We start from the raw sequence: 21,070 nt of genomic DNA, 5'->3' as shown, positions 1-21,070 counted from the left end.
GACCCAGCAGGGCCCGCCGTGTCCGACGACCCGTTAGTGCGTGGGGCGTCAGCCGGCTGAGCACGCGTTCGGTACAAGTCAGTTGGCACGCATCAGATCGACGTTTCGGCGCAGGCTCGTAAGCAGGCGTTCGATGTCGTCGGTCGTGTTGTAGCAGTGTGCCGCTATGCGCAGGTTGTTATCGCGCGAGGATGTGACGATGCCGTCCTTCGAGAGCCGCGCGACGAGCGCCTCGGCGTCGACGGAACGTACCGCGACGAGGGGGCCACGGCAGGCCGGGGACTTGGGGGTGACGACGTGGGTGCCCATGGTTTCCAGCTCGTCGATCAGCCACGAGTTGAGTCTCTCGACGTGAGCTGCGGTCGCTTCGACGCCGATTTCGAGCATGAGTTCAACCCCGGCATATGCGGCATAGACTGCGGGGATCGGCGGTGTGCCCGCTTCAAAGCGTCGCGCCGAGCGGGACGGGGCATAACGGTCGATTCGCATCGCGAATACGTCGCTATCGGCGAACCAGCCCGTCGCGAGCGGTACAAGGTGTGACGTCGTGGCGCTGTTGGCATAGAGATAGGCGACACCGGGCGACGCCAAGAGATATTTCAGTGCTCCGCCGACCACGAAGTCCACGCCCAGTGCACGGGCGTCGATCGGCAACGCGCCGGCCGACTGGTAAGCATCGACGAGTACGAGCGCTCCCCGTTCGTGAGCGATGCGGGTGATCGCCTCCAGGTCGAGTCTGCTGCCGTTGCGGAAGCAGACGTGCGTCACCGAGACAAGGGCCGTGCGCTCGTCGATCGCGGAGGCGAGTCGTTCGAGGGACATTGTGTTGTCCGGCTCCGCGGGCACGTGCACGATGCGTGCGCCATGCCGCTCGTGTGCGTGCCAGATCTGCCCGACTGTCGGGAACTCCAGGTCGGTCGCGACGATGGTGTCGCGTGGTCCTGTGAAGTCCATCGCGGACGCGAGCGCGTTCAGTCCGGCCGACGTGGACGTGGTCACTGCGATCTCGTCGGCGTCGACGTTCAGCAGCCGGGCATACGCCGCGCGTAGACGCTCGGTGCACGCCACCCAGTGGTCCCACGCCGAGCCTTCGCGTTCGAGGCTGGCCAGGTAGTCGTTGTATGCCGTGCGGACCGCGTCGGACAGCGCACCCTGCGAACAGCTGTTGAGGTAGGTGAGCCGGTCGAGCACCGGAAATCGGTGCCGGAGGCGGTCGGGTAGGGTCTCCTGGAGCACGGGACTCCTCTTCGTCGTTTTCAGTTCGTACGGTGGCGTGTTCACTCTGTGCCTGGGGCGAGGGCGAGAACGCGGGTGGGGCTGCCGGTACCGCCGACGAGCTTCAATGGGGCGGCGATCAGCACGGCTCCTGTGGCGGGGAGTGCGGCAAGGTTCGCAAGCTGGGTGAGGCCGTACTTGCCCGAGCCCAGGAGGAAGTTGTGCATTGGGAAAGCGGGTTCGAAGCGATATGCCTGGCCCGCGTCGGTGCCGACGGTTTCGACCCCGACCCCGGTGATCGCGGTCTCGTGCGCGAGCCAGCGTGCACACTCGGCGTCGAAGCCCGGCGTGTGCGGTCCGGTTTCCGAGGCGTTGAGGAAGGCGGCCTGATCCGCCGCATACGCGTCCCACCCGGTGCGCAGCAGCAGCCAGCCACCCTCGGGCAAAGGACCGTGTTCAGCCTCGAATTCCTTCACTTCGTCGACCGTGAGCAGGTAGTCGGGGTTCTTGGTGGCTTCGGCCGACTTGTCGATGACGACCGCAGGACCGACCAGGCGGTGCGGTGGCACGGCCGCGAGGTCCTCGCCGTCCCGGCCGGTGATCCAATGGTTCGGCGCGTCGAAGTGCGTGCCGACATGCTCGCCGATCTCCAGCCAGGACCAGGACCAAGCAGGTCCGCGGTCGTCGAAGTTACTGATCTCATGCCTACGCAGGCCGGGGGTGTTCGCGAAGGGCTCGGGCAACTGCAACAGCGGGGTCTGCTCGCTGAGCGGCTGGGTGAGGTCCACGATGTGCACCGATCCGCCAGTCAGTGCGCCGATCAGGGATGAGAGTGTGTCAGCGGCCATGGCCACTCCTAGCGTCGGGGTCGGACGGGATTCACTTGCGTTCGGCTAGCGGCACGTCAGCACTGTGGGCGAGTAGCGGGCGGGTCTCCGCGCCACCGGCACGCCGTCTGGCGACGATCGCGTAGACCACGGAGATGACCGCGAGGTAGGGCACACCCGCTTCCCAAGCGATGGCGAGTCCGAGCTTGAAGCAGGCGAGCAGGATGCCGATGAGCAGCACTATCCCGATGACGGGGGTGGCCATGCCGCCTGGCAGCCGAACTGGCGACTGCGCCATGCCGCGTTGCTCCCGGATCCGGCGGAATGCGACGAGTGTCGCCAGGATGAGAATCCAGACCGCGATGCCGCCGAAGATCGAGATACCGAAGAGTGCGAAGTACGCCTTGCCTGGTGAGGCCACCGACAGGTACGCGGCGAGGGCCAGACCGAGTGCGGAGATCACGAGGGCGTTGCGCGGCGAGCCTGTCTTCGTCGTCCGTCCGAGAACCGCCGGCGCATAGCCGTCATGGGAGAGAGAGTGTGCCATGCGGGTAGTGAGATAGAGGTTGGTGTTCATGCTGGAAAGCGCCGCGGTGAGCACGACGAAGTTCATCACCGATGCCGCGGCCGGGATGCCCGCGACGTCGAAGATCCTTACGAACGGGCTCGCCAGGATGCCGTGTGCCGTTGACTTCGCGTTCCACGGAACGACTGCGACGATAATCGTGATCGATGCGATGTAGAACAGCGTCAGACGGAGCAGCATCGAACGGATCGCGTGGGGCACCGTCCGCTCCGGCTCCTTCGTCTCTGGCGCAGTCACCGAGATCACCTCGATACCGTAGAAGCTGAAGATGACGATAAGCATCGACAGCCAGACTCCGGTGAGCCCGTTCGGCAGGAAGCCGCCATTCGCAGTCAACTGGTGTACGCCCACCGCAGAGTGGCCCGGGAGGCCGACCGTGAGGTATGCGATGCCGAGCAGGACGAACAGCCCGATCGCGGTGACCTTGATCGACGCGAACCAGAACTCGAACTCGCCGAAGAACTTGACCGCCGTCGCATTCACAATGAGCAGCAGTGCGGAGAACACGACGACCGGTACCCACAGCGGGATCGACGGCCACCAATACTGCACGTACGTCCCGGCGGCGATCACCTCTCCGCCCACAGCGACGATCTGAGCAATCCAATAGGTCCAGCGGATGACGAATCCGGCCCACGGCCCCAGGTAGCTTTGCCCGATAGCTCCGAAGGAACCCCGGGTGGGATGGACCACGGTCATCTCCGCGAGAGCCCAGGCAACAATCAGCGCGATGCCCGCACCGATGAGATAACTGATGATCACGGCGGGCCCGGCCGAGCTGATCGCGAGCGTCGAGCCGAGGAAGAGACCGGTTCCGATCGCGCCGCCGATGCCGATCATCGTGGCTTGGCGGTGACTGAGTCCGCGCGTCAACGCGCCCTTCTCGGACGGCGTACTCGTTGGCGGTGTTGTCATCGAATGCACACCTCTCATGAGGATGCGAAATGGGCCGGCGGCTAGGAATTTCCGAAAGCTGACGCCCGGAGCGGCGACAGTACGTGCGCGGCGGACGCATCGCCCACCGGTCGGAGGAAGCCGAGTGGCTACGGTCCTTGCCCCTCCGAGTCCTGGAGCCCGGTGTCCACGGCGAACGAATACCGATGACAGCCCACCTGGAGCCAACCGAACCAGGCGTTGAGCCGGCGCCCCCGCATAGCCTGCGCCGCCGGCAAGTCCCTACTCGAGGCGGCGTGGGCGAGCTGGTGCCGGACGGTGACATCGCGTTCCACGGGGACGACTCCAGCGATCATGCTGCACCCCTGAGACCGGAGACTACCCAACCAGAGATCGACTAGCTCAGATTAACTGTGGGCAGATTAGTTAAGCTGTAGTGATCTGTCTAGCGTTTTTTCGACGCTCGCCATACATGCGCCATAGGAAGTTCTTGTTGCGGATCACTCCTGATGTGTCCGGGTGTGTCGCCGCGGAAGTGCAGCCGGCTGTGCCGAGGGCGCGAGGGACACCACCTGACACGCTCACTCCGGTCACGCACACACTGAGCCACAGACCGCCACGGAACCCACGTGTCCGACCACGGCCGCACCTGTGAAGTCCTGCTGGGTACTGAGCGATCTACTCGGCGAGGCGGAAAGTCGACCTGCGTGGCGGCGATCGCAGCCTCCTGGCGGTCGAGTGGCGAGCACCGGCTGCAAGACCCCGCGAAGAGGCTGGTCACCGCCGAAGCCGTTCGCCCGACAAGCCACCGTTCCTCGAGCCGGCGATTGACAAACACGCCCCTGGTCTCGGCGCCGGACGCGGCCGACGCACGTTGCGGGCATCCATCGGCGTCATCTAGTTTTAGTCCAGATTAAATCGGGCGATTGAGGCGGTAACGGGATGCGCATCGGTGAAGGACTACGCGAGCTACGGCAGACCCGGAACATGACGTTGAAGGACCTGGCAGAGGCGACCGGTCTGTCTGCCGCGATGCTCAGCCAGGTTGAACGCGACCGCACCGACCCCAGTCTCGAAACCCTGCGGCGGCTGGCCAAGGCGCTCGACGTCCCCGTCTTCAGCCTGCTACGAGACCGCGACAACGACGCGGTCGCCGTCGTCCGCCGCGACGACCGAATGCTCATCCGCTCGCCACACAGCCACACGACCTACGCCCGAGTCTCTCCCGGCCAGGGGCGGCTTGAACTACTCGAGGGCACGCTCGGCCCTTGGGGCGCCACCTCGCAGGAGCCGTGGTCGCATCCGTCCGAGGAGTGCGCCGTGGTACTCAGCGGCACACTCATCGTCGAGGTGGCCGATGAACGCTACGAGCTGCACGCCAGTGACAGTTGCTACTTCGACTCTCGCCTCCCCCACCGCTACCTCAACATGACCGACGCGGCGGTGTCGTTCCTCATCGCGATCACGCCACCGAGCTACTGACCCGGGCTCGCGCGTGGCGCCCGAGCTCGTGACGTGTCCGGGTCCTGATGGTCCTCGGTCGACACCCGGCCGTAGAACGCACACCGCAGACCGCCGGCGGGCGGCCTGCCGACGGGGAGGGACAGGGGGTCCGATTGCGGGCCCATTCCAAGAACGTTGACCCGAACGAGTGAAGATCGCTGGGTAATGCAGGGCCGCGCCCAGCGGCTTGGGAGCGCACGAAGGCCGCAGCGCGGGCGACGGGTACGGGCGTGGCGCTGCCTGGTGTCGCGGTGCCATCGCAGCATGGTGTCGGGCTGGACCAGCAGCCGAAGCCAGCACAGAACAGAAGCCGAATCGGCGGCCACAGAGGCCGAAACGGCACCGAAGCGGAGGTTGTCCGGGGCCGAATCGGTCGCAGAAGGGGGCGATGGCGGCGGTGAGGCGTGAGGTAGCCCTGGTCGGCTGAGGGTGGCGTCCCACGGGATGATGTAGCCGATTATTCGCCTGTGGCTTTCGGGGCGTTGGGAGTCGTTGATTCCCCTGGAGCGAATCGATCGAGCCCCCGTCCGGCGCCTCACGCCCTTCCCTCGCCGCTACCCGTCCGAAACGCTCGCGCACACCGATCCTTGATCGGTTGCACCACGACATGGGATGCCGTCGGATGTCGGCGCCGCCCTTGTGTCAGCGCCCTTCGGAGCGCAGCAGGTCTCGCCATTCGTCCGCACTTCGGCTGACCGGCTCGGTCGTCGCGATGAAGCTCTCCAGCACGGCCAGGAAGCGTTGCGGATCTGTGTGGAACGGAAAGTGTCCCGAGTCTTCGAAGATCTCCAGGCGGCTGCCGGGCATGGCCGCGTGCGCCATCTCGGCGTGCCGGGCGGGCACCACCTGGTCGCGTGATCCCCAGACCAGCAGGGTCGGCATTCCGGCGGTGAGATAGCAGCGGTCGAGCATGGTCACCACCTGACCGCGCCAGTCGACCACCGCGCGCAGCGTGCGGATGAACGCATCGCGGGAGGCCGAGTCGGGCAGCGCGTCCACCAGTCGCAGCAGATCCGGGGCGTCCACGCCGAGCCCGGTATCGAGCAGCTGCAGCAGCCGGATCACGATGGCAGTCTGCGTCCGTACCGTCGGAAGCCGCAGCGAGGCCAGAGCCAGATGGGCCCCAGGCAGCGAGGCCAGGCGCAGCGCCGGAGTGACAGCGCGGCCCACACCGCCGGTGCTCACCAGCGCCAGCCGCTCGGTCCGGTCTGGGAATTGGTATGTGAACTGCATGGCCACACCACCGCCGAGGGAGTGCCCGACAAGCGTCACCTTGTCGATGTCCAGCACTCCCAGCAGGTCCCGCATGCCGTTGGCGTAGGCGGGGACTGAGTAGTCGCCGCGTGGCTTGTCGGAGGCACCGTGGCCCAACAGGTCCGGGGCGATGACCGTGTGGTGCCGGGCCAGCTCTGGGATCAGGTTGGCCCAGGTGTCGGACGAGTCACCGATGCCATGGATCAGCAGTACAGCCGGACCTTTGCCCGCCATGCGGAAGGCCCAGCGGTGGCCGTGCACGACCCGGTACTGCCGTGGGGCGGGCTTGTGGATCGCACGCAGCCGCGTGGACTCGCCACGCTGCGGGGGGACGCCTGGCATAGCGGCTCCTCTCCAGGGCGAAGGGCCCCTGGGCGGCACGTCGGTCAACGTGCCCGTAACGCATATGCGCTGGAGGAATCTAAATCGACAAATCGATTTATTGAAGTTGGCCACGTCACAGGACGCACTGGTGACGCCCGCACCGAACCTGCCCGAAGCGCCGATGTGACCTGCGGCTTTGCGTGACCTGGAGGCTGGCCGCGCCCCCTCTGACGTGAGGTACGCCACGGCGCTGACGTTCACAGCCGCAGAGCGTTTTGGCGCCTTGGCGGTGAGTGTGAGGTGATCTTGACCTTCGGGTGGAGATCGGGAGGCTGTGCTCGGTCCCCCTGGACTTGGCGATTTTCTAGATCGGCCGTGTCGGTACCCGCGGCCACCCCGCCTCCGCTGACAAGCGGCGGCACACTACAGATCACGCACTACAGCCGCCGTGTCAGTCGCGCAAATCCCAGTTCGGGACGACGTCGTCTGGTTCCCATCGCGTTCCTGCGAACGATGAACCACTGGAGTACCGTCTCCTCAAGGCCCGTTCCTTACAGGAAGATCGGATCATGATTCCACTCTCGCCGAAGGAACTCGCGGCAGCCTATTCCGACGCACTCACCTTCGATAACCCGCTGACCGCCGTGATCTCGACGGATCAGTTCTCGTCCAATTACAGCTCTCGGCCCGCATGGGTGCTGGGGCCGTTTACGAAGGATGATTCGCTCACATTTCGCCCTACCGGCCAGTGGAATGATCCGACCGGAATCGGCTGGACCTCGAGTTCGATATTCAATCCGTCTGTGATCGTCACGGACTCGTCGCTCCACCTTTTCTACCGTGCCTCGCCGCGGAAAGAATCGACCGCGAGCCGAATCGGGCTTGCAATCAACGACGGATCAGGGTGGACGGATTACGCAGACAACCCCATCATCTTCCCAACCAGGGACAACGAGCTGCTGAGTTGTGAAGACCCAAAGGTCTACGCGGCCGAGGGTCGCTACTTCATGTTTTACAACGGAATCTGGGCAGCCGCCGGCTCCCAAGAGCAATCGGAATACCCGTCGCCCGGATACCCGGTGGAGACACTGGGGTGCGATATCAACGTAGCTGTGTCGGACGACCTACTGCACTGGGAGAAACTCGGCCTTGCCGTGCCGTACGAAGTCTCCAGGCTGTGGGCGAAAGGCGCGGTCATCCCTCGCAATCCGAACGGTGAGGCCGTGAAGATCGACGGACAGTACCTCATGTACATGTCGGAGGGCTGTAACGGAATTCGCTACGTGGGCCGGTCAACCGACATGATCAACTGGACCTTCGAGCCGCAGAATTACCTTGACCTGACCGAACTCGGCGGCACGCTCTACGAGGTCGCCTGCGCCGTCACCGAGCACGACGAGTCGCACGATCTGGTCCTGGACTTCTTCTACAGCGACGAGAACGGCGATTTCGCCGCCGCACAGGCCCTATTTTCCAGAGATTCACCCTTCACTCAGCGAGCCCTCAACCGAGGTGGCTCCCTGGCCTGGGGAGGGCTTACCAGTCTGAACGGCACACTCGCCTTCGCGCAGGGATGGGACTCCGCGCCTGAGACTCGAGAGATGTTCTTCTACCGCGCGGTGGCGTCCTGATTCTCAACGAGGACTTTCCATCGTCAACTTGCCCGTCCCTGAAGGGCAGGGCTTGGCGGTAGGGCCCAACTCGAGCTGCATGGATGACATTGCACGGTGCCCGTCGCGTCCGCCGGCAGAGTCATCGAAGGTGGACCAGGACCCGGCCGGCGTTGGTCGCGTCGGTCTCCACGCGGACGTAGAGCTTCTTGATGTGCTTCTGCGCCAGCACGGCCAGCACCCGCTTCTTCAGCTGGCCCGTCCCCTTGCCTGGGATGATCTGCACGACGTCGACCCCAGTAGCGGCGGCCTTGAACAGGGTCTGGCGCAGCGCGACGTCGATGTCGCGGTTGTTGCGGAAGATCGGGTGCAGATCCAACGTGAGCAGGGCAATCGCCTCCGATGCGCTCGGTCACCGGCCGCAGCCGGGTCTCCGTGAGCCGTGCAGTGGCAGCGTACTTTGTCTTTTCGACCCTGTCCCACCCTGGGGGTTGCGGACTTCCGGTGGTGCGGCGGAAGCGTGTCGGCGTGCGGGTGAACCTGCGGCAGCCCTGTTGCGAACGGCGCACGCTGGGCTGGACGAGGCCTTCGCCCGTGGGCGAGTGCGGCTGTACCGTAGGGCGGCTCTTGTGCCCCCGACCGCTGGGTTGCCAACGGCCAGGGTTCCAGGTCCGCGGTGCGTTGGCCCGCATGACTCTTCCTCCCACCAGCCGATGCCGGTCAGCTGGGCGTTGAGCCAGGCGGCGAGCGAGGGCGGGTTCTGCTGCCAGACATCGGAATGGTCACGGCCAGGACAGGCGCCCGTTTTCACAAGGAGACCTTGAGACCACCTCGCGGGTCTTGCAGCTCCAGTCGTCCTTGCGCGACCACGACGGTATCGTTAATGATCAAGTCCCCCCTCGGGCACACGGAGTGACGATTCGCTGACGAGGGCCTCGGCCTTAGGGTTGGGGTCCTCTTTGCTTCGGAGCTGATGGTGATGCCCCGGGCTCCGTAGAGCGGTGGTCTTGCCGCTAATCCCGTCCGCGTAGGTCACGCGGCATGTTCGTATCCGCGAAGGATGCCGCCGAGGCGATCGCGTCGTCGTACGCCGAGACGGGCGACCTGCTCCGGGTCGACGATCGGCACGACCTCGATCCCCGCATCGGCGAGGATGCCGTCGAACAGGGCGGGGAACTTCCCGTCCCGGTCCCGGATCAGGAATGGCGCCGGGCAGTCGGCGTCCTCGAGGTCCATGACGAGATTCTTCGCGGCCTGCACCACCCAGGCCGCGGACGGGTGGGCGGCTGCGGCCAGGATGCGGATCCGCCCGAGTGGTGTGCTCGATCACCGCGAATACGTACAGCCGCGCTCCAGTCACGGTGATCGACTCGAAGAAGTCGCATGTCAACAGGGGCGTCGGCCTGCGAGCGCAGGAAGTCGGCCCACGTGCTGTCGCTGCGCTCGGGCGCCAGGTCGCTCCCGGCCTCCCGCAAGATTCCCCATACGGTGGAGGCGGCCACCTTCATCCCGAGGACCAGCAGCTCACCATGGACGCGCCGATACCCCCAGCCGGGACTCTCCTGCGCGAGACGCAGTACGAGGGCGCGGATGTAGCGCACGGCCCGCGGTCGTCCCGGGCGCTGGGTCGAGATGCGTAGGGTTAGGATCTCGACGTCCTTCTCCCGGTCGCTCATTGGCAGCAGGCGCAGTACGGCGAAGGCGTTTGTCAGACCCAGACAGGCAGTCGCAGCAGCACGGCTGATCATCTTGTCGCGGCGATCGCCAGCCGCGCGAGAGCTCCGGCGCAAGCGACCAGGGTTGACACCCCGCATGCCGGCTCCCTCCGGGGCGGATGATTTTTCGGCATGGGACCGGTCCGTGGCTGTGGATCTTCGCGCGGCCCTGGCCGAGATCGAGGCCTTTGCCCAGGAACTCGGCGCCGACCTCACCACGGTGTCGGAGTGAGCTGAAGTCCGTCGCCCCTTCCCCCCATACAGGCATGGGCTATTGAGGACTGCTTCACGTTGCTCCCGAGGCTTCCTTGAGGTGGGAGGTGAGTTTCTGGAGGGTTGTCCATGCGTCGCTGTTGGTGCCGTCGCCCAGCGGGTAATGCAGCGCCGGGCGCGTGTGGGGGCCGAGCGGTCGGGGGTGCAGGGCGAGGGGTGGGTGGCGGGCGTGGGTGAGGCCGGCGGCGCGTACATCGCGTTCGCCGAGGGTGAAGGAGACTGGGACGGGAGGGGCCTCCAGACGCGGGGGCAGGGTGAGGTCGGAACCGGCTGCTCGCAGTGTGGTGAGCATCGTCGTGAGGTTGTGCTCGTTGGCGAGCGTGGCGGCGAGGGGCTCGATGGCGTCCAGTAGTACGTCCGTGGCGGAGGGGTATCCCAGTGTGAGTGTGATGTCCTGGGCGACGCTGGCCGTCGTGCGCGTCGTGCGGAGTGTGGCAATGGCCGGGCGGTCTGGATCGCCGACGGCTACGAGGTGGGTCGGTGTGGGGGAGCGGTCGCGGGCCAGGTTCGTCAACTGTCTCGGTGACCAGGGTAGGTTGACCGGTTCTGCGGTGCCCCAGCCGACTGGTGGACGGCCTGTCAGGTGTCGCCAGGCTGTTTCCAGGCTACGGCCGAGGACCAGATCGGCGTCGGGGACGTGGATGGTGCGGAAGGCGATGGTCAGTTGGCGTTCTGGCGTGGGTGCGGAGTGCTTGGTGAAGGCGTCGGCGACCGTGGTGCCAGTCGGGGTGAAGGTGCCGTTGCGCCAGGCGAGTCGGACGCCGGACAGGCCGTCGTAGTAGCCGCCCGCCGGATCTTGGATCACCCATCGGTTGGGTGGGACCGCCAGAGGCCTGTGCAGGGGGAGCGTGAGACGGACATCGGCAGGCGTGACCAGATGCAGGGCGCGGTTCTGGGCACTCGCAGTGCGGAGCACCTCGGAGAGCCAGGTGGTGAATGCGGCCACGGGGCGATCGGAGAGAACGACGACCGTCGACTCGGTCAGGACGTCGACTGCAGGGGCGCCGGGCGCAGCTGCGGCGACGCTGTCCTCCGTGTCAAAGGGGGACGGGTCTCCAGAGGCGGTCACCATGCGCGTCGTGGCTGCACCGCGCGGCCACACCGCTCCGCCCAGCAGCGTCGTCAGGCGTCCGCACACCGAGTTCGCAAGGTGTTCCGCTTCTGGCAAGGCTGTTGAGGCGCGGGTCTCCGTCCACCAGTAGGGCAGCGGGGGCGCGGACACGGAGGCACCGAGGAGGCGTTCGGCTTCGCCTGATACGTGGATGAGGATGGGGGCCTCGACGGAGACGAGTGGACGGCCGTGGTGGGTGCACAGCTGGAGGATGGCGCCGTCGCCGGTGGCGGTGAGGCCCAGGTTGGGTCCGCCTGCGAAGAGGCCGGCGAGCAGGGAGCGGGTGTCCGGCATCTTCGGGGTGAGGGCAATGACGTCTTTGGTCACGCGTGGGCTCCGACGTCTGTTCGGCGCGAGGGCGTTGGGGATGGGCAGGTCCGGTCGGCACGGCTGGGCGTACCAGCGTGCTGTCGTCGGTGATTACGGGAGAACGGGCGTGGATGCCCTCACCCGGGCCGTCGGGCACCTGTATTGCTGCGTGAAAGAAGTCGGCGGCGCTCCTGAGGAGACGCTTCGGCTGCGGGCGACGGGCTGCGTCATACGCCGTCGGCCGGCGAGGCCAAGTGCAAGGTGAGTTCCGCGCTGGCCAGCATCCGCGTGATCTCGATCGGGAGGCTGGAGAATTCCTTTCTCACTACATCGGCGGGGTCGATCTGGTGAGTCTGCCCGTCGCGACCTGTTGCCTCGATGACAAAGCGGTAGCCACGTGGCGCGGTGGGATCATCTGCGACACTCCATCGCGCACCGTGCTTGTGAATGAGGTAGTCGGCAACGTAGGACATCAAGTCGGCGTGTAGGGTAATCCAGTCGGACTGCTCAAATTCGGCGAGTGGGGCACGGGAAACGTAATCCTGGAGAGCCGGAATGAGGCTCATCGGGTCCCGCGTGTAGACCTCGGGAGGCACCCCGAGCATGTCCGCCACGTCAATGAGCGTTTCCCGGTAAGCCCTCATGTCTGTGTGTGATCGTTCAGATGGTGCGGTCGTATTCGAGCTGGAGCAGGACGAGGGCCGCGGCGGCGATCTGGGTGATGCGGCTGGGATCGAGGCTGACCCGCCGCAGGGCCTTGAAAGTGGTCTTAAGCAGGGCATTCGCGCGTTCGCACATCCCGTGGATGCCTCGGATGACCCTGTTGAAGGTCTGCTGGGCTTCGGTGAGTTCACCGCCCGCGGGCTTCTTGACCGGGTGACGGAAGCCGTCTCCGGCGTTCTCGTAGCCGAGGTCGACCAGGGTCAGTGTGCCCAGTTGGTCGGCGAGCCGGTTCAGAGCATCGACGAGCCCGTGGTGGCGGGCGCAGGTAGTGTCGTGCTCGCGGCCGGGCCGCACCGGCGAGACCCAGATCGGCCAGCCGTCCGGGGCGGAGATGACCTGCACGTTGCCGCCGTGATGCTTGTGCTTGCCCGACCACCAGAGGTCTGCCCCGTTGGGCCCCGGGGCGGCGACGCGGTCGGTGCGGATGACCGTGCCGTCCAGATTGAGATGGGTCAGGCCGGCCGCCTTCGCCCGTTCCAGCGCGGTGGCCAGGTCCGGTGCCCCGGCCGCCAGGACCGTCAGTCCTTCGTGCAGGTATCGGTAGGCGGTGGACGTGGACAGGGCGTTGTCGCGGGCGAGTTGGGACAGACGGGTGCCGTCGATGAACCAGCGCAGGATCAGCACGGCCTGCTTGAAGCAGCCCAGGGCGCGGCGCCCGCGGCGGGTGCCGACCTCGGTTCGATGGCTTCGCAGGAGCCGGGCCAGGTGCTCGGCGGTGGAGCGCCGGACATCGAGCACGGCGGTGTATGTGACACTGGTCGGCACGTGAGGCCCCTCGGTCGGATCTTTCTGTCGCAAGATCGTTCCTACCAGGGGCCTTACGCCTGCCCGGAGTTGGGAGTGCACCACGAAACTCCCGGAGGCGATCACCCTCAGCGACCGTCGGTTACCGGGAAAGGCTCAATGATGTTGCGGCGTCCCTCCTCGATCCAGCCTTGGAGATTGGGTTCCCTTGCCATCGTCACCTGGTGCGCCTTTGATACCACGTTTCGTCCCACGGTTCGTCGAACATGTTCTCGTGTGACGTGTTGCGGGCGCAACGTACCGTCACGGCACGGTGGCTGGAATGTGTGTCTGGCGCCAGGTGGCGAGAGAGAGCTGACGCGCTGGCGGTTGACCGTGGCCCTTGACCGTGGGCTCGCGCAGAAGCCTCCACCGCCCATGGCGAGAACAGGTATTGCCTCGGAGCATGGTGTGCTGATCAACTCAAGTATGCGCTGTCCAGGGTCCGGGAGTGCAACGATGTGTGGCTGACATGCGATGGTTTGTGGCTCGGAGGCGGCCTTGACCGGAATCCGCGAAGCCTGGTCCGCGGGATTCGCGGGCGGCCACCTGACTGGCCTCGCCGGCTGTTCGCCAACCGCGGCTACGACTACGTCAAGTACCGCCATCGCCTGAGGGCCCGCGGCATCACACCGAAGATCGCCGCAAAGGCACAGCTCACGGATCCGGCCTGGGCAAGACCCGCTGGGTCGTCGAGCGGACCGTCGCCTGGCTCCACCAGTTCAAACGACTCCGGATCCGCTACGAGATACGCGCCGTCCTCCACCACAGTCTGCTCCAACTCGCCTGCAGCATCATCTGCTTGAGGCGACTCGGAACCTCATTTTGAAATGATCAGTAAGACGTCCAAGATGCCGTCAGTCACTCCGACCCGCGCGCCACCCAGCGGCACAACCGACGTCGTCGCCAGCTCGACAACAACCCCGCCTACGCACTTACCTCAACCTCGCTGCGAGACTCCAGCAGGGGGAACATTCATGACCGTCTACATCGCCGACAAGGGTGAACGCCACCACAGCCGCCCGGACTGCGCAGCGATCATCGGGGCGCAGCGCACGACCGTCACGTCCGTGCGGGCAGGTCGTGTGACTCCGCTGGAGGACGTCTGCCGGACATACCGTGCTCCTCGTCAATACGCCGTGCCGGCCGCCGCCCTCACTGGAGGATTGTGGTGACTGACCTGACTCTATGAGGGCCGGGCCCCCTTCCCTGCACAGCCCGGTGGATTCTGGTTCCGGGTCCCATACGTGCTCGGAAAGGAGGCCCTCAATGTCGGTCTACGTCGGCATCGACGTGCACCGCAAGCGCTCACAGATCGCGGTCGTTGATCACGATGGCGCGGTGCAGGTGAATCGGAACGTGCCCAACGGGGTCGAGACGGTGCTCTCGGTGATCGGGGATCTTCCGATCGGAGCCCCGGTGGCCTTCGAGGCCGCTTACGGCTGGGGCTGGCTGGTGGAACTGCTGGAGGACTACGGCTTCGAGCCGCACCTGGTGCACCCGCTGCGGTGCAAGGCCATCGCCTCCGCGCGGCTGAAGAACGACAAGGTCGACGCGGCGACCCTTGCCCAACTGCTCCGTGCGGATCTGCTGCCGGAGGCGTGGATCGCCCCGCTGGATGTGCGCCAGCAACGGGCTCTGCTGCGTCACCGCTGCCAGCTAGTGCGTCTGCGCACGCTGCTACGCAACCGTGTCCATGCCGTCCTGGCGGACTACGGCTGCGACCGGCCGGGCGGCTACTTCACCGCTCCGGGACGGGTCTGGCTCGACGGCTTGGACCTGCCGGACGCCTCGCACCGCGTGGTCGACGATCTTCTGGTCCTGATGGACGCGCTCAAAGAGCCGATCGACGCCCTGGACCAGCAGCTGGTCGCGCACGCCCGTGGTGATCCGCGGGTCAAATCCCTCACCCAGCTGCCGGGGGTGGGTACGCTCACCGCCCTGATCATCGTTGCCGAGATCGGTGACATCAGCCGTTTCCCCTCCGCCCGCAAGCTCACCGCGTGGGCGGGGCTCACCCCGACGGTCCGCGGCTCGGACATGACTGTCCGGCACGGCCACATCTCCAAACAGGGTTCGGACTGGCTGCGGTGGATCTTGTGTGAAGCCGCCCAGACCGCCAAGCGGTCGCCGGAGTTCGCCGCCTCCTACCAGCGCCTCGCCCGGCGCCGGGGCAAGAAGATCGCCACCACCGCGATCGCCCGCCGCCTGTTGGCCCGCGCCTACCATCTGCTGCGCGCAGTCCAGGCCCCACCCGACCGGCAGAGGACTCGATGACACCAGCCGACGACAACCGCCAGGGGCGGTCGCAGACCCCGGGTGAGCTCGCATTTGCCCATGAGACGGGCTGTCGCCCGTGCTCGATGACCTGACTGAGCAGCCCGGATCCCCCGAACCACGGTCATGGCGCCGGCCCGCACGGCCAGACGCTGAATGGGTGGATGTGAGCTCACTCCGCCAAGGCCATCAGCGCATCGGGGGCGTCACGACCAAATCTCTGAATATTGGTGACGCTACCTCGCCTCCGACTCAGGGCTCTGCACGGCAGCCGCCTGCCAGACGAGCACGAGGAAGACCCACAAGGAAAGCGCCTCGGCGAAGAACAAAAAGCCGCAGGCCGGGGCCACTTCTATGCTTGACAGGCCCGGCCCTCATGGGTGGGGGAATCTTGACCCGGTTCGCAGGACCAGCCTTCGATAAAATGGGCGGGTCGGGAAACATCCGCTTCGCCGCGGAGGCAGATCTGTCCGCCCGCGCGGCCAGGTCGGCCGACCGATCTGGAGGGCACTCTTATGGTCAAACAGATCACCTGCCGCAGAGTCTACGAGGAGACCTCGCCGCAGGACGGGAAGCGCGTACTTGTCGACCGGGTGTGGCCACGGGGCATGCGCAAGGAGGACGCGCATCTGGATGAGTGGCTACGTGATGTCGCCCCGTCGAGCGAACTACGCAAGTGGTACGGCCATGAGACCAGTCGCTTCCCCGAATTCCGTCGTCGCTATGTGGCGGAACTGCGCGACGCGGGGCACCGTGAGGCGGCCGAGCATCTGCGTGACCTGGCGGCGCATGACAAGCTCTTGCTGTTGACCGCCACCAAGGACGTGGATCACAGCCAGGCAGCTGTCCTGGCTGAGTGGCTGACCAAGAAACGGTGACGTATACACGAGGGTCCACAAGGACGGCAAGCCGTTGATTTCGATCGTCGACGGGTGCGGGTAAGCGCGTGTCGCGTGCACCGTCGGCGTGGGCTGCACTCTCCTTGCCACAGGCTGGTCGCGGGCTGTGCGTGCCGAGAATGATTCCGCGCTGGTCAAACGGCGTGTTGGTACTCGTGGACGATGCCGCCGAGCCGGTCGTGTCGTCGTACGTCGAGGTGGGTGATGTGATCTGATTCGGCGATCGGTTGGGGCAGGGAGCGGAGTGGGGCCGCGGCATGCAGTGATCTGTGGGTGCGGTGCTCGTTGTAGTGCCGTTCGTACTCGCGCAGCGTGTGACATAGGTGGTGTTCGTTGCACGACGTGAAGCGCGCCGTATCTCGCGAACGCTGTCCGAACCCGGCCTTCCTCGGGGCCGTGCCGGCTGACGGGTGAGTTCCGACTCCTCTCAGCACGGACGACTGCCTGCTGTCTTGACGCTCGTTCTGATGAGCCGTCACCCGTGTCGAGCGGTTCCAGGTGAACACCGTCGGCCGCTCCCGACTGCTGTGCCTGACTGAGGCGATTACCTATGTTGACATAGGTATATGGGCGTACCTATGGTGGGTCTGTGCTCGACTCCAGCGCCTCCAGCCGGCAGAACGACCACGTGGCCTCGGTCCTCGTGGCGATTCTGCCTACGCTGAACAGGGCGCTCGAGCGGCGGATGGTCCGGGACTTCTCTCACCCGACGCTGCCGGAGGGGCAGCTCACTCTGCTGCGGCTCGTGGAGGAGCACCCGGGCATCACGGTCCGTGACGCGGCGGACGCCCTGCTGATGAAGCCGAACAACGTCAGCGCCCTCGTTGCCCACCTCACCGAGCTGGGGCTGCTGGAGCGCAGGCGGGATGCCGTCGACAAGCGGGTCGCTCATCTGCACCCCACGGCCCTGGCCGCGGAGAGACTCGCGGAGGCGCGAGGGCTGAAGGAAGCCCACATGGCGCGTCTGCTGGAGACCCTCACCGACGGGGAGCAGGATGCCCTCGGTTCGGCCTGTGGCGCGCTGCTGGCGTTGAACCGGCGCTTCTACTCCGCCGACTGACCCTCCGGCACCGGTTCTCCGGCGCGAGCGTCCGGTCCCGTGCGCAGCCCGCACGTTGACGGCGCCGTTGCCCCGCCGCGCTTCCCCCGTCGGTGGCCGCACGCCGCCGTATCTCCGCCTGTGCCGAAGTCCTTGATCCATCTCGTCGACTTGTCGACGTTCTCACCACAGACAAGGCACCTGCATGCCCTCCACCCCCGTGGACCACTCAACCCTGCCCACTCCGTCGCGACTGGGCACTGAGCTTGGCCCGCGCTCCAATCCGTGGCTGACGCTGATCGCTGTCGCGATCGGTCTCTTCATGGTCAACCTCGACGGGTCCGTGGTCTCGATCGCGAACCCGGAGATCGGCCGGGCCCTGCACGCGTCCACCGCCGACCTGCAGTGGGTCACCAACTCCTACCTCATCGCCATGGCCGCCGCCCTGATCCTGGGCGGCAAGCTGGGTGACCGGTTCGGGCGGCGTACGTACTACACGACCGGAGTCGCGGGCTTCGTCGTGACCTCCGTCATGATCGGCCTGATCGGCTCCGTCGAAGGCGTGATCGTCTTCCGCGCGCTGCAGGGACTCTGCGCCGCGCTGCTGATCCCCAACACGCTCGGCCTGCTGCGTGCGGTCTTCCCGCCGGAGAAGTTCGGTACGGCGGTAGGCCTGTGGGCGATGGTGGCCTCCTGCTCGACCGCGCTCGGACCGATCGTCGGCGGCCTGCTGGTCGAGCACGTCAACTGGGAGTCCGTGTTCTACATCAACGCGCCCATCGGTGTCGCGACCCTGGTCTTCAGCGCGTTCGTACTGCCGGAGAGCAGGGACGCCACGGGCCGCCACCGCTTCGACTTCCCCGGCGTGATCCTGCTGGCGCTCGGCCTGGTGGCCGTGGTCTTCGGTGTGATCAAGGGCGACAGCTGGGGCTGGATCTCGAGGGGAACGCTGTGCTCCCTCGCCGCCGGACTGGTCTTGCTGGCGCTCTTCGGCTGGTACGAGACCCGTGTTCGGCACCCGCTGCTGCCCATGCGGCTGTTCCGCAGCCCGGCGCTGACCATCGGCACTCTCGTCACCGCGATCAACTTCTTCGTGCTGCTCGGCGTCATCTTCTTCCTGATGCTGTACCTGCAGAACGTCCGGGGCCTGACTCCCGTCGAGGTAGGCGTGCGCACCCTGCCGCTGAGTCTGGCCTCCGTCGTCGCGGCACCGCTGGGTGCGGCGCTGACCGAACGGTTCGGTGCACGTCTGTCCATGCCCGCGGGCATGCTGCTGGAGGTGGTGGCGTCCCTGTGGATGCTGACGTGGGACGCGCACTCCTCGTACGCGGCCATGTGGCCGACGTTCGTGCTGCTCGGTCTGGGCGTGGGCATGGTCATGTCGGCGTCCTCGGACGCGATCGTCGGCAACGCGCCCGTCAAAGACGGCGGTGTGGCGAGCGGCCTGCAGTCCACCGCACTGCAGATCGGCGGTGCCCTCGGCACGTCCGTGCTGGTCTCGCTGATCAGCAGCCGCGTGGCCGCCACGCTCGTCGGCGAGTTGGCCGGCGCCGGGTTGCTGGCCTCTGCGGCACATGGCTTCGAGGAGGCGAAGGACGCCGTGGCGATGGGCGTCGCGCCGGTCAAGGACGGCATGCCCGCGCAGTTGAAGGCCGCCGTGGTCGAGGGCAGCGGCAACGCCTTCATGAACGGTGTGCACGCCGCCGTTCTCGTCACCGCTGTTCTGTGTCTCGTGGGTGCTCTCCTAGCCGCCGGGGGCTTGCGCCGCGACACCGGCTCCCCTGCCACCGACGGCTGACGGCGGGTCGGGCGGAGAGGCGGGCCGAGGCCGGGCACACGGCCCCGTCTGCCGCGTCCCGGTGTGCGGCAGACGGGGCCGTGCGCGTCGATCGTCCCGGTGACGTCCTGAAGTCGCTGAGCTCAGGGGCGGAGGACGGTGGGGGCGGATTCCGCTCTGCCGGCGCTTCCGGGAGCCGGCGGTGCGGACACCTCGTCCTTGGGAGAGTGGCGGTGGACTCCGATCATGCCGAAGGCGGTCAGGGCCGCCGCGACGGCGGCCGCCACGCCGCAGACCAGGAACGCGGTGCTGAAGCCGCTGCCCAGGGCGTCCAGGGCCAGGCCGTGCGCCGCTGATCCCGGGGCGCCGGGCGGCAGGCTGTTCACGGCGATGGGTCCTCCGGCCCCGGCGATCTCCCGTGCCGCCGCCGCTTGACCGGCCGGCAGGCCCGCGCCGGCCAGGTTCGTCGCGAACGCCGCCCCCGCGTTGCCGAGGGCGACCGCGCCGACGACGACGGGACCGAGGACGAAGCCGAGGTCGCGCAGCATGTTGGTGGTGGCGCTGGCCATGCCCGCCAGGTTCAGGGGCACGCTGTTCAGCGCCACGGCCGTCACCGAGCTGACGGTCAGGGCGAAACCGATGCCGATCAGCAGGGCGGGCGCGACGAACGCGCCGAGTCCCGGGTCGGTGACATCCAGGCGGGTGAACAGCAGGCAGCCGATCGCCATCAGGACGAATCCGGAGGTCAGCAGCCAGGACGCGGCGACCCGGTGGAGCAGCCGCGAGACGACCGGGATGAGGAGGAAGGCGGGTCCCTGGAGGAGCAGGAACAGGATCGCGACGCGGATCGGGTCCTGATGCTGTACCGGGCCCATCCACATGCTCATCGCGAAGCAGGCGCCGAGGAAGGCGAGCATGCCGATGACCGCGACGACGGACGACACCGTGAAGGCCCGGTTGCGGAACAGCTTCAGGTCGAAGATCGGCGACTCGGCCCCCAGCTCCACCACGGTGAACCCGGCGAGGAAGCATATGCCGAAGATGAAGGCGAGCATGACGGGAAGGGTGGTCCAGCCCGACTCGGGCCCCTCGACGGCGCCGTACAGCACCAGGACGAGACCGATGGCGAAGGTGATCTGACCGGCCACGTCGAACTTTCGGCCCTCGGGCGCCTTCGACTCCGTGGCCAGCACCAGGGTGAGCACCATGCTGACCAGGGCGAGTCCGACGAGCACCGAGAAGGATCCGCGCCACGACCCGACCCTGGCGAACATGCCGCCGAGCAGAGGTGAGACGGCGGCGCCGGCGGACAGGAAGCCGCTCCAGAGCGCCACCGCGTGCGCCCGTTCCCGCATGCTGCGGGTGACGGCGGTGATCGCGGTGAGCGAGCCGGGGAACATGGCGCCGGCTCCCAGCCCGTTCAGGGCGGCGCCGATCCACAGCACCTGGACGTTCGGTGCGAGCGCGGCCACGGCACTGCCCGCGGCGACCAGGACCGTGCCGGCCACGACGAGCCGTCGCCGTCCGAAGAGGTCGCCGAGGACACCGAAGGTGAACTCGAAGCAGACCACGGCGATCATGAACGCGGCGGTGATCCATGTCAGTTGGGATCCGTGGGTGTGCAGGTCCTCCTGGAAGAGCCCGAGGAGCGAGGCCGGCAGGGCGTTCGCGACCTGGGCCACGAAGACCGCGCCGCAGGCGGCAGCCAGTGTTCCCGCGTAGCCCGGCATCCGGGCGGCCCCCGCGGTTGGGCCCTGGGACGTCGTCGTCCCGTTGTTGAGCGTCATTGCTGATTCTCCCTGGCTGGGAAACAAGGGCACCCGGGAAGCGGGAGCCTCGAGAGCTGGAAGTGCTCGGCTCTGCGTACGCGGTGGGGGAGAGGGGCACGACGCGAGACGGCGCGATGCCGTGGAGAATGACACTCGCTTTACGTCGCGTCAATGATATGTTC

17 protein-coding genes and 2 pseudogenes are annotated in these 21,070 nt (G+C 66.7%); 9 read left to right on the top strand and 10 right to left on the bottom strand.

Features of this window, described 5'->3' with window-relative positions; translation table 11 throughout:
* Nucleotides 1-78 precede the first annotated feature (78 nt).
* From ACQEXA_RS12265 to ACQEXA_RS12255, 3 genes are read right to left on the bottom strand one after another with little or no spacing between them, the layout of a single operon-like run.
* Complete coding sequence (locus ACQEXA_RS12265; RefSeq protein ID WP_433129787.1) at nucleotides 79-1,236, bottom strand: aminotransferase class V-fold PLP-dependent enzyme; 1,158 nt, start codon at nucleotides 1,234-1,236, stop codon at nucleotides 79-81.
* Nucleotides 1,237-1,277: 41 nt separating this feature from the next.
* Nucleotides 1,278-2,063 carry a cyclase family protein gene (locus ACQEXA_RS12260; RefSeq protein ID WP_433129785.1) on the bottom strand — a complete coding sequence of 262 codons (786 nt, stop codon included), beginning with the start codon at nucleotides 2,061-2,063 and terminating at the stop codon, nucleotides 1,278-1,280.
* A 31-nt stretch (nucleotides 2,064-2,094) separates the two neighbouring features.
* Nucleotides 2,095-3,543: an amino acid permease gene (locus ACQEXA_RS12255; protein ID WP_433129784.1), complete on the bottom strand. Its 1,449-nt coding sequence runs from the start codon at nucleotides 3,541-3,543 to the stop codon at nucleotides 2,095-2,097.
* A gap of 921 nt (nucleotides 3,544-4,464) precedes the next feature.
* On the opposite strand from ACQEXA_RS12255, the gene ACQEXA_RS12250 reads away from it, so the two are divergent.
* Complete coding sequence (locus ACQEXA_RS12250; RefSeq protein ID WP_433129782.1) at nucleotides 4,465-5,004, top strand: helix-turn-helix domain-containing protein; 540 nt, start codon at nucleotides 4,465-4,467, stop codon at nucleotides 5,002-5,004.
* A gap of 663 nt (nucleotides 5,005-5,667) precedes the next feature.
* Here the strand turns inward: ACQEXA_RS12250 and ACQEXA_RS12245 are convergent.
* Nucleotides 5,668-6,621 carry an alpha/beta fold hydrolase gene (locus ACQEXA_RS12245; RefSeq protein WP_432934907.1) on the bottom strand — a complete coding sequence of 318 codons (954 nt, stop codon included), beginning with the start codon at nucleotides 6,619-6,621 and terminating at the stop codon, nucleotides 5,668-5,670.
* A 551-nt stretch (nucleotides 6,622-7,172) separates the two neighbouring features.
* Between ACQEXA_RS12245 and ACQEXA_RS12240 the strand changes: the two genes are divergently transcribed.
* Nucleotides 7,173-8,234, top strand: coding sequence for a hypothetical protein (locus ACQEXA_RS12240; protein ID WP_433129780.1), 1,062 nt, complete (start codon nucleotides 7,173-7,175; stop codon nucleotides 8,232-8,234).
* A gap of 121 nt (nucleotides 8,235-8,355) precedes the next feature.
* Here the strand turns inward: ACQEXA_RS12240 and ACQEXA_RS12235 are convergent, their stop codons facing one another.
* Nucleotides 8,356-8,592 (bottom strand): Smr/MutS family protein, encoded by a 237-nt coding sequence (locus tag ACQEXA_RS12235; protein ID WP_432934910.1) that lies wholly within the window; start codon nucleotides 8,590-8,592, stop codon nucleotides 8,356-8,358.
* A 653-nt stretch (nucleotides 8,593-9,245) separates the two neighbouring features.
* Nucleotides 9,246-9,889, bottom strand: a pseudogene (locus ACQEXA_RS12230) (helix-turn-helix domain-containing protein).
* Nucleotides 9,890-10,025: 136 nt separating this feature from the next.
* Between ACQEXA_RS12230 and ACQEXA_RS12225 the strand changes: the two are divergent.
* Nucleotides 10,026-10,160, top strand: coding sequence for a hypothetical protein (locus tag ACQEXA_RS12225; RefSeq protein WP_433129778.1), 135 nt, complete (start codon nucleotides 10,026-10,028; stop codon nucleotides 10,158-10,160).
* Between the two features lie 54 nt (nucleotides 10,161-10,214).
* Here ACQEXA_RS12225 and ACQEXA_RS12220 read toward each other — a convergent pair whose 3' ends face one another.
* From ACQEXA_RS12220 to ACQEXA_RS12210, 3 genes are all read right to left on the bottom strand, one after another.
* Complete coding sequence (locus ACQEXA_RS12220) at nucleotides 10,215-11,639, bottom strand: DUF6177 family protein (protein ID WP_433129776.1); 1,425 nt, start codon at nucleotides 11,637-11,639, stop codon at nucleotides 10,215-10,217.
* A 209-nt stretch (nucleotides 11,640-11,848) separates the two neighbouring features.
* The gene (locus ACQEXA_RS12215) at nucleotides 11,849-12,226 is read right to left on the bottom strand and encodes a hypothetical protein (RefSeq protein ID WP_433134533.1); all 378 of its coding nucleotides are present in this window, start codon (nucleotides 12,224-12,226) and stop codon (nucleotides 11,849-11,851) included.
* Between the two features lie 55 nt (nucleotides 12,227-12,281).
* On the bottom strand, nucleotides 12,282-13,109 hold the full coding sequence (locus tag ACQEXA_RS12210) for an HARBI1 family protein (protein WP_433129774.1): 828 nt from the start codon (nucleotides 13,107-13,109) through the stop codon (nucleotides 12,282-12,284).
* Between the two features lie 542 nt (nucleotides 13,110-13,651).
* Between ACQEXA_RS12210 and ACQEXA_RS12205 the strand changes: the two are divergent.
* The 6 genes and pseudogenes from ACQEXA_RS12205 to ACQEXA_RS12180 all read left to right on the top strand — a co-directional run.
* A pseudogene (locus ACQEXA_RS12205) lies at nucleotides 13,652-13,956 on the top strand (transposase); the annotation flags it as partial.
* A 148-nt stretch (nucleotides 13,957-14,104) separates the two neighbouring features.
* Nucleotides 14,105-14,302: a hypothetical protein gene (locus ACQEXA_RS12200; protein ID WP_433129773.1), complete on the top strand. Its 198-nt coding sequence runs from the start codon at nucleotides 14,105-14,107 to the stop codon at nucleotides 14,300-14,302.
* A 94-nt stretch (nucleotides 14,303-14,396) separates the two neighbouring features.
* On the top strand, nucleotides 14,397-15,404 hold the full coding sequence (locus tag ACQEXA_RS12195) for an IS110 family transposase (RefSeq protein WP_432933167.1): 1,008 nt from the start codon (nucleotides 14,397-14,399) through the stop codon (nucleotides 15,402-15,404).
* 515 nt (nucleotides 15,405-15,919) lie between these two features.
* Nucleotides 15,920-16,282 carry a DUF488 domain-containing protein gene (locus ACQEXA_RS12190; RefSeq protein WP_359393111.1) on the top strand — a complete coding sequence of 121 codons (363 nt, stop codon included), beginning with the start codon at nucleotides 15,920-15,922 and terminating at the stop codon, nucleotides 16,280-16,282.
* 610 nt (nucleotides 16,283-16,892) lie between these two features.
* Nucleotides 16,893-17,363 carry a MarR family winged helix-turn-helix transcriptional regulator gene (locus ACQEXA_RS12185; RefSeq protein ID WP_433129771.1) on the top strand — a complete coding sequence of 157 codons (471 nt, stop codon included), beginning with the start codon at nucleotides 16,893-16,895 and terminating at the stop codon, nucleotides 17,361-17,363.
* 184 nt (nucleotides 17,364-17,547) lie between these two features.
* Nucleotides 17,548-19,140 carry an MFS transporter gene (locus ACQEXA_RS12180; RefSeq protein ID WP_433129769.1) on the top strand — a complete coding sequence of 531 codons (1,593 nt, stop codon included), beginning with the start codon at nucleotides 17,548-17,550 and terminating at the stop codon, nucleotides 19,138-19,140.
* Between the two features lie 122 nt (nucleotides 19,141-19,262).
* Here the strand turns inward: ACQEXA_RS12180 and ACQEXA_RS12175 are convergent, their stop codons facing one another.
* A complete protein-coding gene (locus ACQEXA_RS12175) occupies nucleotides 19,263-20,906 on the bottom strand; it encodes an MFS transporter (RefSeq protein ID WP_433129767.1) in 1,644 nt (547 codons plus the stop codon).
* Between the last annotated feature and the right edge of the window lie 164 nt (nucleotides 20,907-21,070).

Source organism: Streptomyces sp. CA-106110 (genome assembly GCF_050936285.1).
GTDB lineage: Bacteria > Actinomycetota > Actinomycetes > Streptomycetales > Streptomycetaceae > Streptomyces.
Note: the sequence above shows the minus strand (reverse complement) of the source record. Positions and strands in the feature narration are given on the sequence as shown.

Coding starts and splice junctions, on each gene's coding strand:
- ACQEXA_RS12245 (WP_432934907.1), bottom strand. CDS start 6,621: ATGCCAGGCGTCCCCCCGCAGCGTGGCGAGTCCACGCGGCTGCGTGCG.
- ACQEXA_RS12260 (WP_433129785.1), bottom strand. CDS start 2,063: ATGGCCGCTGACACACTCTCATCCCTGATCGGCGCACTGACTGGCGGA.
- ACQEXA_RS12195 (WP_432933167.1), top strand. CDS start 14,397: ATGTCGGTCTACGTCGGCATCGACGTGCACCGCAAGCGCTCACAGATC.
- ACQEXA_RS12175 (WP_433129767.1), bottom strand. CDS start 20,906: ATGACGCTCAACAACGGGACGACGACGTCCCAGGGCCCAACCGCGGGG.
- ACQEXA_RS12240 (WP_433129780.1), top strand. CDS start 7,173: ATGATTCCACTCTCGCCGAAGGAACTCGCGGCAGCCTATTCCGACGCA.
- ACQEXA_RS12225 (WP_433129778.1), top strand. CDS start 10,026: ATGCCGGCTCCCTCCGGGGCGGATGATTTTTCGGCATGGGACCGGTCC.
- ACQEXA_RS12250 (WP_433129782.1), top strand. CDS start 4,465: ATGCGCATCGGTGAAGGACTACGCGAGCTACGGCAGACCCGGAACATG.
- ACQEXA_RS12180 (WP_433129769.1), top strand. CDS start 17,548: ATGCCCTCCACCCCCGTGGACCACTCAACCCTGCCCACTCCGTCGCGA.
- ACQEXA_RS12190 (WP_359393111.1), top strand. CDS start 15,920: ATGGTCAAACAGATCACCTGCCGCAGAGTCTACGAGGAGACCTCGCCG.
- ACQEXA_RS12215 (WP_433134533.1), bottom strand. CDS start 12,226: ATGCTCGGGGTGCCTCCCGAGGTCTACACGCGGGACCCGATGAGCCTC.
- ACQEXA_RS12255 (WP_433129784.1), bottom strand. CDS start 3,543: ATGACAACACCGCCAACGAGTACGCCGTCCGAGAAGGGCGCGTTGACG.
- ACQEXA_RS12200 (WP_433129773.1), top strand. CDS start 14,105: ATGACCGTCTACATCGCCGACAAGGGTGAACGCCACCACAGCCGCCCG.